Raw genomic sequence first — 13,771 nt, 5'->3', positions numbered from 1 at the left:
TACCATCTCCGGCATCGGACGGAGGGTCGGATGCCGGAGATTCTTCACGACGGGGCCGCCCGCTGGGCGGCGCTCGAGACCGACGGAGGACAGGACGGCGAGAGCCTCCTGTCCTTTTTTTCTGTACGAATTCTATCTCGTCCCGACCGAAGACGCGCAGGCACGGCTCAGCCTCGAGTGGTGGCGCGAGTTCCTGCCTGCGGAGCTGAGTCGGCCGACGCCGGGCGCGCCGGGCCGGCTGCGCAGCGTCGTCGAGGTCGGCCTGCCCCCCCGCGCGACGGCGCCGCCCTGCGTCTTCGTCTCGCATCGCCAGACCGACGGCGCCTGGGCACGGGACCTGGCCCGGGACATCCTCGCCGAGGGCTACAACGTCTGGCTCGACATCTGGGATCCGAGCATCGCGATCATCCGCCGGCTCGGCCTCCCGCCGGGGGCCGAGGATCTGCTGCTGGCGCTTACCATCGAGATGGGCCTCGTGAATTCCAGCGCGGTCGTGGCTTTGATGACGCCGAACGCCGCCGGCTCGGCCTGGATCCCCTACGAGTACGGGCGAGTGAGGACCGGCGGCCCCTTCGCCCGCGAGGCCGGCTGCTGTTTCCGTCCCCGGCCCGTGCCGCACGAGAGCTACATGAGCCTGGGGCCACAATTCGTCTACAACGCCGGAAGCGCCGGCTACCCGGGGCTTGCGGGGTGGCTGTCGGCGCTTTGAGCGACGCCGGCCCAGGGGGTCAGAGCGCGGTCCCGCGCTTGAGACGGATCGTGGCGTCGAGCTGGGGCGCGCTGGTGCACCACTGCTCGCCCTTGGCCAGCCAGACCGCGTCGCGCACCTCGGCGCGCACGGTGATGCGGTCGGGGGTCACCTCGAGCCGGTCCTCGGGCAGCAGCGACAGGAAGAGAAACAGAGCCTGGGTCGTGAGGCACATGGGAGCATCCTTTCGATCCGATCCTCCCTGCCCATGATGACACCGCATCGCGGCTGCGCGTGCCAGATATTTCATGCTGCAATGCAGCGATCCTGCGACGCGCCCGCGTCCCTGCCCCGAAATGCAGCAGACCGCGGGCGCCCACGCGCACATTCATTCGAAGACATTCGGGCCGCGGGCGAGAAGCCCGCGGCCGCGCCGTCTCAGAGGCCCAGCGAGCCCAGCACGATCACCGTCACCGTCGCCAGCACCGGGATCGCCACCGCGACCACGAAGATGTCGCCGTAGCTCTTCTTGTGCGTGAGGCCGGTGATCGCCAGCAGCGTGATGACCGCACCGTTGTGCGGCAGCGCGTCGAAGCCGCCCGAGGCCAGCGCCGTCACGCGGTGCATGAGGCCCATGCTCACGTCCTGCGCCTGCCCCATCTCGGCGAAGCGCTCGCCCAGCGTGTCGAGCGCGATGGACATGCCGCCCGAGGCCGAGCCGGTGATCCCGGCCAGCACGTTGACCGCCACCGCCAGCGAGGCCACGGGATTGCTCGGAAAAAGCCCCAGCACCGCGTCGCGGATCAACCCGAAGGCCGGTAACGAGGCGATGACGGCGCCGTAGCCGACCTCGGAGGCGGTGTTGAAGACCGGCAGGAGCGAGCCCATGGTGCCGGTGTTCACCGTCTCCTTGACGTCGGCGAAGCGGCGCCAGTTCAGCGCCAGCGCCAGCACGATCGAGAGCACGAGCGCGATGATGATCGCCCAGATGCCCGCCACCGAGTCGAGGTCGGTGCCGCCGTACTGCTCCTGCGACAGGTAATTGGCGCTCATAGCCGGGAAGATCGCGTAGGTGAGCACCGCGTTCACCAGGATCACGGTCACCACCGGCGCCACCGCCACCGGGAAGCTCGGCAGGCTGGCATCGGCGGGCAGCGTGCTGTCGGCGCCGCTCTCGGCGTGCTGGCCATAGCCCTCGCCCCGCCCCTGCGCGGCGGCGCGGCGCCGGTTGAGCCAGAGCGTGCCGCCGCCGATCATGATGAGGCCCGCGAGCGTGCCCAGCAGCGGCGCGGCAAAGACGTTGGTGCCGAAGAAGGGAATCGGGATCGCGTTCTGGATCGCGGGCGTGCCCGGGAAGGCCGTCATGGTGAAGGTGAAGGAGCCCAGAGCGATGGCCGCCGGCAGCAGGCGCTTGGGCACGTCGGCGCGTTTGAAGAGCGCGTTGGCGATCGGGTAGATCGCGAAGGCCACCACGAAGAGCGATACGCCCCCGTAGGTCAGCACGCCGCAGGCCAGCACCACCGCGAGGATGGCCTGCCCCGGTCCGACCCAGCCCACGATGCGCTCGGCGATGGTGCGCGCGGCGCCGCCGTCGGCCATGACCTTGCCGAAGATCGCCCCCAGCAGGAAAAGCGGGAAGTAGGTGATGACGTAGCCGCCGAGGCTCTCCATGAAGACCTGGGTATAGGTCGCGAGCACCGGCACCCCGCCGGACATGAGCACCGCCAGCGTGGCCAGCAGCGGCGCGAGGATCAGCACGTTGATCCCGCGGTAGGCCAGGTACATCAGCAGGCCCAGAGACAATACGATTCCGACAAGACCCATGCGGTCCTCCTCTCCCGTGACAGCTTGTGCAACGCGTCCGCCGTCCGGGTGACAGGAGGTCGCTCGCGTCGCTTTGGGTCGACCTAACATGCTGTCAGGTCAGGGAAAGGCCCTTGCCCCGTGGTTATTGTGCGGAGTTCCGCTGTGGCCTGTGCGGCGATGCAGAAAGCGGCGGTTCGACGCGCATCCCGCGGCGGCCTTTGCGCTTGCGCCCGCCGCCGCCCCGCAGGAGCGCGCCCAGCACGCTCAGCAGGACGCCCGTCAGCAGCCAGCCCCCGAGGAACCCCGCCCCGGCGAACATCGCGCCGTCCAGGGTCACGGGCACCGCCGGGCGGAAGTCGTCCCAGGCGCGGTCGAGGATCTCGCGGTCGTCCATATGCAGCGCGAGCCGCGCCCGGTCGAGCGGTCCCGCACCGCGCAGGGCCGCGAGGTCGGCGGACAGCCTTTCGTGGCGGGCGATGGTCTCGCGCAGGCCGTCGGCCTGCCGGGCGCCGAAGTCCCCGCCCGAGCCGAGCTGGCGCAGGGCCTCGCCCGGCGCAAGGCCCAGGTCGGCGGCGTCACGCTCGAAGCGGGCGACGACGCGCGACAGCTCGTCCACCGCGCCGCCCAGCCGCTGGACGTACTGCTGCGAGAATTCGGGAAACTGCGACAGCCCCGCCGCGCCGGTGAGCCCCGCGGCAAGGGCCAATGCCCTGACGATCATATCCGCTCTGCCTCCATGCGCCCTCTTGGCGGGGGCACGATGGAGGTCAGTCTAGCGCAGTGCGGGCCCGCTGTCAGGCCTGCGCGAGCCCGTAGATGGCGGCAATGCGCTGCACGGCCTCCTCGGGCGGCAGTTCCTCGCTCTCGCCGGTGCGGCGCGAGGTGAGCTCGACCACGCCGTTCTTGAGCCCGCGCGGCCCCACGGTGATCCGCCACGGCAGGCCGATGAGGTCCATGGTGGCGAACTTGGCGCCCGCGCGCTCCTCGGTGTCGTCGTAGAGCGGGTCGAGACCGATGGCGCGGAGCGCGGCGTAGATCGCCTCGCAGGCCTTGTCCGCCTCGGCGTCGCCGGCCTTGAGGTTGACGATGCCGCAGTGGAAGGGCGTCACGCCTTCGGGCCAGATAATCCCTTTATCGTCGTGACTTGCCTCGATGATCGCACCCAGCAGGCGCGACACGCCAATGCCGTGCGAGCCCATGTGCACCGGCACCTGGTTGCCCTCGCGGTCCGAAACCGTGGCGCCCATCGCATCGGAATACTTGGTGCCGAAGTAGAAGATCTGGCCGACCTCGATGCCGCGGGCGGTGCGGCGGCGGTCTTCGGGGACCTGGTCGAAGAGCGCCTCGTCGTGGGTCTCGTCGGTGCGGGCGTAGCGCGAGGTGAACTCCTCGAGCACGGCGCGGCACTGCTCGTGGCTGTCGTAGTCGATCTCGCGGTTGCCGAAGGTCAGCTCGGTGATCTCGCTGTCGTAGAAGACCTCGGACTCGCCCGTCTCGGCCAGCACGAGGAACTCGTGCGTGTCGTCGCCGCCGATGGGGCCACTGTCGGCGCGCATCGGGATCGCCTGCAGGCCCATGCGCTCGTAGGTGCGCAGGTAGCTGACGAGGTGACGGTTGTAGGCGTGCAGCGCGTCCTCTTTCGTGAGGTCGAAGTTGTAGCCGTCCTTCATGTAGAATTCGCGGCCGCGCATCACGCCGAAGCGCGGGCGGATCTCGTCGCGGAACTTCCACTGGATCTGGTAGAGCGTCAGCGGCAGATCCTTGTAACTGCTGACGTGGCTACGGAAAATATCGGTGATGAGCTCTTCGGCCGTGGGCGTGAAGAGCATGTCCCGGTCGTGCCGGTCGCGGATGCGCAGCATCTCGGGGCCGTAGGCGTCGTAGCGGCCCGACTCCTGCCAGAGGTCCGAGGACTGGATCGTGGGCATCAGCATGGGGATGTGACCGGCGCGGGCCTGCTCCTCGTGGATGATCTCCTCGATCTTGCGCAACACGCGGTAGCCCAGCGGCAGCCAGGAATAGATGCCGGCCGAGGCCTGCTTGATCATGCCGGCGCGCAGCATGTAGCGGTGCGACACGATCTGCGCCTCGGCGGGCGTTTCCTTGAGAACGGGCAGGAAATAGCGGCTCAGGCGCATGGGCGGGCCTCCCGGAAGATGACTGTTCGGGACGGCGTAGGCGATGCGTGCCGCGAGAGCAAGAGCCCGCACGGCGCGCGTCCTCGCGCGGCGGTCCCCGCGGGGACAGTACCGGACGTACGGGGAAACCGTACGGGAGCGCGCGGGCGGGCGCCCGGCCCGGGCGGCGGCGCTGATGTACCGGACGTACGGGGTTGCCGTACGGGAGTGGCGAAAGCGGCGATCTGCAGGACGCGGAGGCCCGGCGTTCAGACCTCGGCCACCGCGAAGATCGCGGGAGACTCGAAGCAGAGCGTTCCGTCGTCGTTGCGATACCGGCCCAGCCGGTCCGGCGCCGCCGCTTTCAGGGTCTGCATGATCCGGGGCGTGGCGGCGCCGGCAAGGGTCCAGCCGCCGATCTCGGTGTCGAGCCATGCGTCGAGCGAGGCGTGCCGCACCTGCCCGGTCTTGCGCCGGATCTCGGCTCCGGCGAGGCCCGCCTCGGACAGGAGACCGGCGAGCACGCCATCCCCGCCCAGCACGAAGGGCGCCTTCAGCGCCTCTCCGGCGGGTGGGCCCATGACCTCGGACAGCAGGGGAATCAGGTCACGGTAGCCGGGCGACTCCTGCCAGGGTGCGAAGACCGACACGGCGACATGCCCCCCGGGACGGCAGACGCGCTTCATCTCGCGCAGGGCCCGGACGCGGTCCTCGAAGAACATGAGCGCGAACTGGCAGGTCACCGCGTCGAAGGACCCATCCTCGAACGGCAGGTCCTCGGCGGCGGCGACACGGAAGGTCGCCTCCGGCGCGAGGTCCCGCGCGACGCTGAGCATCCCCTCGTTGATGTCGACCGCCGTGACGCGCGCGCCGCGTTCCAGGGCGGCACGCGCGACGACGCCGGTCCCGGTCGCCACGTCCAGCGCCCGGTCTCCTTCGCGCAGGCCCGCGGCCTCGACCAGCCAGGGCGCGAACTGCCCGAAGAGCGCGGGAACAAAGAAGTCTTCGTAAACTCGCGCTGCATCGGCCGTGATCTGGCCGGTGGCGGCGTCTTCCTCCTCGATACTCATGGCCCCCTCCCGTCTTCCGAAAATGGATGCCCCCATCATAGCACAAGCGGGCCACGCCGCCTGCCACGGGTTCCGGTCAGGGCCTTGTTTCCGGCATTCCTTTATCAGAAACTTGGTTTTTTGTGGGCATGCCAAACGACGTGAGCATCGCCTGTTCTTGTAAATGGGACGCGCTCGATGACAAATAATAGACTGTTGTTTCACTATTGCGGAACACAAACCGGATTCTCTATACTTCAGAAACGACAGTTACGGCTGTCGGCTCTGTCTTCGGCGAATGACACGCTTGAAGGTCGAGTTGTTGGCAAAGTATTTTCTCAACTTCTTCGAGACACTGGTTTGCCTCCGGAACTAATAGATGTGATTTCAGTTATTGTGGAGGGTTACGCCGACTCAACCGAAGGCTTTGCCTTCTGCCTTTCTGAAAAAGGCGACCTCTTGAGTCAATGGCGGTCCTATGGTCGAGACGGGTCAGGTATAGCTCTGGGGTTCTCACCCGATTTGCTTAGCAAAGACTTTGGCCAAGTTAGTTTTGGAGCAAATTTCTATGATTTGGTGAAAGTAGATTATGGTGAAGAAGGTCTACAGAAGTCGCTCAAACCAGTCGCAGATGCGGTGGTAGCAGAGTTCGGAAAATTTGGTGCCTTTGCACGTCTTAACGATGGAATGACAAAGGAGCGTGCCTTGCAGGTTCTGGCGGATCGCCAACAAGAGGCTAAATTATTCAAAAGCGAAAATGATAGCGCATCTGAAATTCTAGCGCGACTTCTGAAATCACTCGCTCCGCTTCACTTTCAGATCTACGGCACCAAGCCAGTGCATTTCCGTGAGGAATGTGAATGGCGTTTGGTTCGCTATCGTCACAAAGCTGCACTGCCAGACATCGAGTACTTCGCCGATGATTTTTCGGTGCGCCCCTACATTACATCTCTCATTGCGGACCCAGCTAAAGACGCGATTGAAGAAGTCATACTTGGCCCTAAGAACCTTACAAATCTTGAGTGGATGCGGGCATTTCTTGCCTCTGTGGGGTTGTCACATGTCCGCGTCAGGCGTTCTTCAATTGAAAGCTACAGGTAACTGCTGCGCAAGCGAAGCACTGCCTAAGTTATCGAGATAGTGAGCGGTCGCTTTGTCCGCTCGCGCGGAGCGAGGCGATTGCAGAGACGCGCGCCCTCGGGACGCGGTCCGCGCTTCGAGCCGGCACGGCCCCTCGCGGGGTCCTGCGCCGCCACACGCCCCCGCCCTGCCCCATGCGCCGCTTGAAACCGGCGCGCCGACACGCGATGAAGGGTCAGGCATTTTCGAAGAGGTCGGTCCATGGCGCTGCCGGTGCGGACACAGCTGAAGTACTGGGGCATCTCGGCCGTCCTGCTGGCCGTGGTGCTGTGGTATCTCGGCGACGTGCTGCTGCCCTTCGTGCTGGGCGGGGCCGTGGCCTATTTCCTCGACCCGGTGGCGGACCGGCTGGAGGCGGCGGGGGCCTCGCGCCGCCTGGCGACGGGAATCATCACCGTGGCGGCGATCCTGCTGTTCGTGGTGCTGTTCCTCGCGGTGATCCCGACGCTGGTGCGCCAGACCGGGCAGCTGATCGAGACGGCGCCGCAGCTTTTCCGCGACCTGCAGGCCTTTCTGAGCGAGCAGTTCCCCTCGGTCATGATCGAGGGCAGCCCGGTGCGCGAGACGCTGGCGACAATCGGCACCACGATCCGCGACCGGGGCGGCGAGCTGCTGAACACGGCGCTGAGCTCGGCGGCCTCGCTGCTGAACATCGTGCTGCTTTTCGTGATCGTGCCGGTGGTCGCCGTCTACCTGCTGCTGGACTGGGACCGGATGGTCGGGCGCATCGACGAGCTGCTGCCGCGCGAGCATGCGCCGGTGATCCGCCGCCTTGCGCATGACATCGACAATACGCTGGCGGGCTTCATCCGGGGGATGGGCTCGGTCTGCCTGATCCTGGGGACCTACTACGCGGTGGCGCTCTGGGCGGTGGGGCTGAACTTCGGCCTTGTCGTGGGCGTGGTCGCGGGGCTGCTGACCTTCATCCCCTACGTCGGCGCCATCGTCGGCGGGGCGCTGGCGATCGGGCTGGCGCTGTTCCAGTTCTGGGGCGAATGGTACTGGATCGTGGCCGTGGTGGTGATCTTCCAGGTGGGCCAGGTGGTCGAGGGCAACATCCTGACGCCGAACCTCGTGGGCTCCTCGGTGGGGCTGCACCCGGTCTGGCTGATCCTCGCGCTGTCGGTCTTCGGCTCGCTCTTCGGCTTCGTGGGGATGCTGGTGGCGGTGCCGGTGGCCGCCGCGCTGGGGGTCATCATACGCTTCGTGGTCGAGCAGTACATGGACAGCCGTCTCTATCGGGGCTCGCCCCCGGGAGAGCGCGACGAGGACGCCTGAGCCATGGCCGAGCAGCTTCCCCTGCCCCTGCCCGCCCGCGCGGCCCTGGGCCGCGAGGACTATTTCGTGAGCCGCGCGAACGGGCTGGCCGTGGCGCTGGTCGAGGACTGGGTCAACTGGCCGGCGGGCAAGCTGCTGCTGGTGGGCCCGCCGGGCGCGGGCAAGACGCATCTCGCGCATGTCTGGGCGGCCGAGAGCGGCGCGCAGATCGCGCAGGCCGCCGCGCTGCCGCGCCGGGACATCCCGGCGCTGGCGGGGGCGCCGATCTGCGTCGAGGACGTGGCCGCCGTGGCGGGCGACCGGGCCGCCGAGGAGGCGCTGTTTCACCTGCACAACCTCGCGCTGGCGCAGGGCCAGCCGCTGCTGCTGACCGCCGACCGGCCGCCGCAGCACTGGGGGCTGAGCCTGCCGGACCTCGCGAGCCGGATGGAGGGGACGCCCTCGGCCACCCTGCCCGAGCCCGACGACACGCTGCTGGCCGCCGTGCTGGCCAAGCTCTTCGGGGATCGCCAGATCGTGCCGGGGCCGGACGTGATTCCCTACCTCGTGCGGCACATGCCGCGCAGCTTCGCCACGGCACAGGAGGTCGTGGCGGCGCTGGATGCGGCGGGCCTTGGCAAGGGGCGCCGGATCACGCGGGCGCTGGCGCGCGAGGTGGTCTCGGGGCTGGCGCCGGAGGCGGGCGGCGCGGCCTGAGCCCTAGGCCGCCGGGCGGGACTGGAACCAGGCGATGATGCAGCGGATGCCGATGCCCTCGTTCACGTGGTAGTGCGGGTCGGGCGGCAGCGGCGAGCCGGTGATCGGGTGCCGGGTCGCGGCACGGTGGACGCCGACGACGTGCCCGCCGGTGCCGAAGACCGGGCTGCCAGAGCTGCCCTCCTGCGTGTTGGCCTTGTAGTGCAGCCGCCGCACGCCGCGATCGCCCTTGTAGAGCTCGTGGTCCACCAGCTCGTTCCCCGCGAGGCTGAGCGAGAGCTCGCCGCCCATCGGGTGGCCAACGGGGTGCACCCGCCCCAGCGGGCCGCCGCCCGCAGTCGGGCGCAGGAAGTGCTCGGCCGGGACCTTGAGCCGGGCGGCGTGGGCCGAGGGCGGCAGGTCCTTCAGCAGCGCGATGGTGATGTCGTGGCCCGGCGTGCCGTCGGCGTGGCGCACGGGCGATTCCGCCAGCACCCTGTCGATGGTGAAGCCGGCGTTGGGCGCCGCGTCCCAGCTGAGGAAATGCACGCGCAGGTCCTCGGGGGCGCGTTGGGCCGACATGGTGGGTTCGCTGGCGAGCACGTGGTTGTTGGTGACGAAGACCGGCTGCCCGCCGGGGGTGCCGAAGGGCGCGCCGTCGAGCAGGAAGCCGGTGCCGCGCGGGGCGCCGGAGACATCGGCGATGCGGGCGACGGCGTCGCGGTTCTCGACGATGGCACACATCTCCTGCACCGGGATCAACTCGCCGCGCGCGACGATGGCCTGCAGTTCCTCGAAGGCCTCGGCCTGGTCGACGCCGGGGGTCTGCATGGCCGAGAGGAAGTCCGAGACGTCGCTGTCGTCGCAGCCGGGCAGCGCGGTGGTGGCCATGGCCTTGCGCAGGGTGTCGAGGATCTTGGCCGGCCCCTCGCCGCCCGGGCCGTCGCCGAGCCAGATCTCGGACAGCTGCCGCAGGTCGCCGTAGATGTGGAAGGCGGCGGGCTGCCCCTCGGCCTCCTCGAGGCGGTAGAAGTAGTCGGTGTAATCGAGCCGCCCCTGCCGCCAGTCGCCCTGCGCCATGTGCCCCTGCGCGCGGGCGGCGACGTCCCAGGCGCTGGGGTCCGCCAGCGCCTCCATGTCGGCCACGAGCCGCGCGCCGATGGCGGCGGCGCTGTCGTCGAGCGCGAAGCCCTCGCGCTCGGCCCGCCAGGCGAGCGCGGCGAGGTTGGCGCCGTGCCAGGCGGGGTCGTGGGCGTAGCCTTCGGCGTAGTGGTGCATGGCGGCGCGCAGGGCCACCTCGGCGGCCTCGGCATCGCCCGCGGCGCTGCGCAGGACGAATTCCTGCTTCTGGGCGCGGCCGAGCAGGCCCAGCACCTCGCTGGTGAGCTTCCGGTCGCGCCCCACCAGGTGGAGCAGCCGGTGGAGGCGGTGCACCGCGAGGCGCAGGTCGCCCATGTCGATGCGCGCCTGGCACTGGAAGAGCCAGATGCGCGGATCGTCGAGGGCGGCGAAGATCTCGGCCAGCTCGCGCATCTGGGCAAATCCGCGCCGGCTGCGGCAGGTCTTCATGAGAGAGGCCACGGCATCGGGGCTGGCGCGGGCGCCCTCCTCCTCGGCCTCGGCGATGCGGTCGAGCAGCACGTCGATGGAGGCCGGGCCGAAACGGCGGACGGCCTCGGAGGCGGCCTGAAGCTCGTCGTCGAGCATGGGGCCGAAGCCCTCTCCCTTGCGGTCCTCGTACTCGGTCATGGGCGGGCCTTTCGTCGTGGTCAGGCGGGTCCGCGCGCGAGCAGCAGGCTGCCCGGGCCGTCGATCTCGCGCGCGACCTGCGCGAAGGGCGCCTCGGCGGAGAGCTCGGCACCCAGCGGGTCGTGGTCGGGCAGCGCGCCGAAGCCGAGGCCGGTCTCGGCCTCGATGCGGGCCACCTGCACCTGGTAGGTGCGGTAGCTGCCGAAGACGAAGGGGCTTTCCACGAGGTCGCGGATCATCGGCCCGTGCGACAGGACGTAGCCCGTGGCCGAGAGCGCCCCGGTGGCGGCGTCGAGGATGACGGCGACCTTCCAGAACTCCTCGGGGATGGCGACCTCGGCGGCGCCGGGCTGGTCGCGCAGGCGGGTGTCGGTGCCGCGGAAGACCGGGCCGGTGAAGACGGTGACGCGGAAATCGCGGGTCTCGGCGGCCTCGAGGATGTAGTCCTCGAGCCCCAGCCAGTCGCGCTGGTTGAGGTCGCGGTGCTGGGGGGCGCAGTTGGTGTAGTGGAAGGTGTCGCGCTCGGCCTCCTCGGCGTGGTCGCCCCAGCCGGGATCGCGGCGGCGGACCATGTGGCCACGGTCGAGCGGGTTGGCGCTGTAGAGCTGGTTGCCGACCTGGTGCTCAGGCGCGAGGCGGCCGTCGAGGCGCCAGCCGCCGCGCCGCTTGAGGCGCCTGGACTGCGCGCCGTCGATGTTGACCGCCGTGAGCAGCGGAAGCCGCCGCGAGGAGGACTGGACCACCGAAAAGTTGCGGTATCTCAGGATCTTGTCATCCGTTCCTGCCACGGGCGCGGCATCGCCCGCCCAGGCGCCAAGACGCGGCAGCGGCACCGAGAGCGCGCCGGTGCCGAGGAAATCGGCGTCGTAGCCGGGGCGGCCCGAGAGGTCGGCGGCGGGCGTCTCCACGGTCGCGGGGGGCATCTCGGGGACGGCGATCTGGCCGCCGACCTCGCGCCGGGCGGCGGCGAGCACGTCGGAGGTGACGGCGAAGTTGTTCTCCTTGAAGCGGCCGGCGAAGTGCAGCGCGACCACCTCGCCGGTGTCGAGCGAGATGACCGGCGAGCCGGAATTGCCGCCGAGCGAGGTGTAGTCGGAGGTGAGCACGACGCGGTTGTCGTCGCGGCCGGTGACGAAGCCCGGGGCGAAGCGCTTCACCTGGTAGACGCCGCCGAAGTAGCGGTCCATGAGGTCCTTCTCGTTGCGGTCGCCATCCTCGGCCGGGTAGCCGACGACGGCCACGGGATGCCCCTCCTGCACCGCCGTGGCGCCGAGCGTGAGGGGGGCGACCTCGTCACGCCTGCGCACGCGCAGGAGGGCGAAGTCGGGCTCGTGGTCCTGCGCGATGTAGAGCACCTCCTCGACCTCGGCGCGGCGGGTGGCCGAGGACCGGTGCAGCTGCATGTAGTCGAGCCGCGCCTCCATGTTCTGGCCGAAGCGGCCGCGCTTGAAGCGGAAGCCGTTCCAGATCGCCTCGGCGAAGAGGCGGGCGACGTGGCGGTTGGTGACCGCGAGGTCCTCGTCGATGAGAAAGCCGGTGCCGCCGTAGGGCAGCGTCCAGTGGTTGATGAGATCGACGCGGCCGACCGAGGCGCAGAGCGTCTCCAGCCCGGGCTTGTTGTCGCGCACCATCTGGACCAGCTCGGGTTCGCCCGCGACGTCGGTGTCGAGGTCGATGCCGTCTTCCATGACGAAGTAGACCGGGCGCAGCTCGGCCAGAACGATGGCCTCGGCCACGGACTGCGCCTCCCAGGCCTCGGGCGGGGCGCCCATGCCCTCGAGCGCCTCGTTCTCGACCAGCGCGCGGCGGGCCTCGGGGGCGCCGGCGGCGGCGGTGTTCATGCGGCGTGCGAGGGCCTTGTCGGCGATCTCGGCGAAGGCCTTGCTGTGGCGGCGGACCTCGTCGATCTGGCGGCTGCTCATGCGGGTCCCTCCCCTAGCGCGAGACGGCGAAGATCACGCGGTCGGTCTGCGGGCGGTCGCCCTCGAAGCGCAACTCGTAGAAGCCGGGGGGCAGCGGCGGGGTCAGCGTCATGGCGAGGCTCTGCACGCCGGGGCCGGCGTAGCGCAGGGGCTGGGTGTGCACGGCCTCGTCCTCGGTGCGGTCGGCCTCGGTGATGCGGTCGAAGACGAGCCGGCCGTCGAGATCGGTGATCGGCGTCTCGGAGGAGGCGACGACCTCGATCGCGTCGCCCTCGGGGACGACGGCGGTGCCGATGGCGAGCTGCAGCGGGTTGGTGGCGGCGGCCTCGGCCTCCATCGCCTCGAGCGCCTCCAGCGGCTCGCCCGCGTCGCCGCCCAGCAGGCGGACGAAGACGCGCTTGAAGGGCAGGCCCCGGAAGACGTTGGCGTGTTCGTTGATGACGACGTGCTTCTGCTCGGCCCGGGGGAGCTGCGACCAGAGCGGCACGGTGCCGTCGCCGGCGTCGGGGGTCTGCACGACATGGGCGACGCCCGCGTTGATGTTGACGCGGGTGACCGTCTTGTGGCCCGCGCCACTGACGTAGAAGTAGCGCACGTGATCGGGCGGGCTGCCGGCGTTCAGCGCGTCGTGCACGGCCTTGGCGCGGGCGACGAGCGCGGGGTTCATGCCGAGGCCGAGCGCGACCTGCGGGTCGTAGAAGTCGAGCGGCGCGAGCGCGGCGCCCTGCGCGGTGTCCCAGCAGGCGTCCTCGCCCGGGGCGGGCAGGAGCTGGTAGCCCGAGGGATAGGCTTCGTTCTCGGCCAGGGTGCGGAAGTCGGCGGCGCTGATGCCCAGCGCCTTGTCGAGGCCCAGCACGCGGGCGAGCGCCAGCGGCGCGCCGTTGTGCGGCGTGGCGAGCGCGATGAACTGGCTGACGCGCGAGAAGAAGGGGCGGTGGTCGAAGATGCCCGATTCCAGCACCAGCCGCGAGATGAGCCCGCCCATCGAGTGCGCGACGAGGACGATCTCGTCGGTGTCGAGCTCGTCGAGGCGGTCGGCCAGCTCGTCGGCAAGGTCGAAGAGGTCCTGCCGCCAGTCGTAGGGAAATTCGAGCAGCCGGCGGTTGCCGGCGGAGGCGAAGCCCAGCTGGGCGAAGAGCGACAGGATGGGGCTGTAGAAGGCGACGCAGCTGACGTTGCGGATGACCTCGGTCGGGCGCAGGTCGGGGTGCTGCAGCTTGTCGAGGCGGTGGTATCCGAAGACGGTCTCGGTGACGCGGGGCGGCCAGACCACCTCGCCGTCGGGAAGCTTGAGTTCGGTCCCCATGATGCCGGGGACGAAGACGGCCGTGAGCGACATGACAAATG

The 13,771-nt window shown here is 69.4% G+C and carries 12 protein-coding genes; 4 read left to right on the top strand and 8 right to left on the bottom strand.

The genetic code is table 11. From position 1 onward, the window contains the following. The first annotated feature begins 4 nt into the window (after nucleotides 1–4). Nucleotides 5–709: a TIR domain-containing protein gene (locus SALMUC_RS31650; RefSeq protein ID WP_084513895.1), complete on the top strand. Its 705-nt coding sequence runs from the start codon at nucleotides 5–7 to the stop codon at nucleotides 707–709. Between the two features lie 19 nt (nucleotides 710–728). Here SALMUC_RS31650 and SALMUC_RS05120 read toward each other — a convergent pair whose 3' ends face one another. The 5 genes from SALMUC_RS05120 to SALMUC_RS05100 all read right to left on the bottom strand — a co-directional run bounded on the left by SALMUC_RS05120 (nucleotide 729) and on the right by SALMUC_RS05100 (nucleotide 5,681). Continuing rightward, nucleotides 729–923 (bottom strand): hypothetical protein, encoded by a 195-nt coding sequence (locus SALMUC_RS05120; protein WP_020040884.1) that lies wholly within the window; start codon nucleotides 921–923, stop codon nucleotides 729–731. 203 nt (nucleotides 924–1,126) lie between these two features. Beyond that, the gene (locus tag SALMUC_RS05115; RefSeq protein WP_020040883.1) at nucleotides 1,127–2,512 is read right to left on the bottom strand and encodes a GntP family permease; all 1,386 of its coding nucleotides are present in this window, start codon (nucleotides 2,510–2,512) and stop codon (nucleotides 1,127–1,129) included. A 124-nt stretch (nucleotides 2,513–2,636) separates the two neighbouring features. Then, nucleotides 2,637–3,215, bottom strand: coding sequence for a DUF2937 family protein (locus tag SALMUC_RS05110; RefSeq protein WP_020040882.1), 579 nt, complete (start codon nucleotides 3,213–3,215; stop codon nucleotides 2,637–2,639). 73 nt (nucleotides 3,216–3,288) lie between these two features. After that, nucleotides 3,289–4,632 carry a proline--tRNA ligase gene (gene proS / locus SALMUC_RS05105; protein ID WP_020040881.1) on the bottom strand — a complete coding sequence of 448 codons (1,344 nt, stop codon included), beginning with the start codon at nucleotides 4,630–4,632 and terminating at the stop codon, nucleotides 3,289–3,291. 248 nt (nucleotides 4,633–4,880) lie between these two features. Next, the gene (locus SALMUC_RS05100) at nucleotides 4,881–5,681 is read right to left on the bottom strand and encodes a class I SAM-dependent methyltransferase (RefSeq protein ID WP_020040880.1); all 801 of its coding nucleotides are present in this window, start codon (nucleotides 5,679–5,681) and stop codon (nucleotides 4,881–4,883) included. 177 nt (nucleotides 5,682–5,858) lie between these two features. Between SALMUC_RS05100 and SALMUC_RS28690 the strand changes: the two genes are divergently transcribed. The 3 genes from SALMUC_RS28690 to SALMUC_RS05090 all read left to right on the top strand — a co-directional run bounded on the left by SALMUC_RS28690 (nucleotide 5,859) and on the right by SALMUC_RS05090 (nucleotide 8,774). Continuing rightward, the gene (locus SALMUC_RS28690; protein ID WP_084513893.1) at nucleotides 5,859–6,761 is read left to right on the top strand and encodes a DUF2971 domain-containing protein; all 903 of its coding nucleotides are present in this window, start codon (nucleotides 5,859–5,861) and stop codon (nucleotides 6,759–6,761) included. 240 nt (nucleotides 6,762–7,001) lie between these two features. Continuing rightward, nucleotides 7,002–8,078, top strand: coding sequence for an AI-2E family transporter (locus SALMUC_RS05095; RefSeq protein ID WP_020040879.1), 1,077 nt, complete (start codon nucleotides 7,002–7,004; stop codon nucleotides 8,076–8,078). A gap of 3 nt (nucleotides 8,079–8,081) precedes the next feature. Next, nucleotides 8,082–8,774 (top strand): AAA family ATPase, encoded by a 693-nt coding sequence (locus SALMUC_RS05090; RefSeq protein ID WP_020040878.1) that lies wholly within the window; start codon nucleotides 8,082–8,084, stop codon nucleotides 8,772–8,774. Between the two features lie 3 nt (nucleotides 8,775–8,777). Here the strand turns inward: SALMUC_RS05090 and SALMUC_RS05085 are convergent, their stop codons facing one another. The 3 genes from SALMUC_RS05085 to SALMUC_RS05075 are packed head-to-tail and all read right to left on the bottom strand — an operon-like array spanning nucleotide 8,778 to nucleotide 13,763. Further along, entirely contained in the window at nucleotides 8,778–10,502 is a 1,725-nt protein-coding gene (locus SALMUC_RS05085; protein ID WP_020040877.1) for a S1 family peptidase, read from the bottom strand. A 20-nt stretch (nucleotides 10,503–10,522) separates the two neighbouring features. Then, entirely contained in the window at nucleotides 10,523–12,424 is a 1,902-nt protein-coding gene (locus SALMUC_RS05080; protein WP_020040876.1) for a DNA/RNA non-specific endonuclease, read from the bottom strand. Nucleotides 12,425–12,437: 13 nt separating this feature from the next. Next, entirely contained in the window at nucleotides 12,438–13,763 is a 1,326-nt protein-coding gene (locus SALMUC_RS05075) for an alpha/beta hydrolase (protein ID WP_020040875.1), read from the bottom strand. Nucleotides 13,764–13,771: the final 8 nt, after the last annotated feature.

The sequence above is a fragment of the Salipiger mucosus DSM 16094 genome, assembly GCF_000442255.1.
GTDB classification, from domain to species: Bacteria; Pseudomonadota; Alphaproteobacteria; order Rhodobacterales; family Rhodobacteraceae; genus Salipiger; species Salipiger mucosus.
The sequence above is the reverse complement of the archived record's forward strand: the minus strand, read 5'-3'. Positions and strand labels throughout refer to the sequence as shown.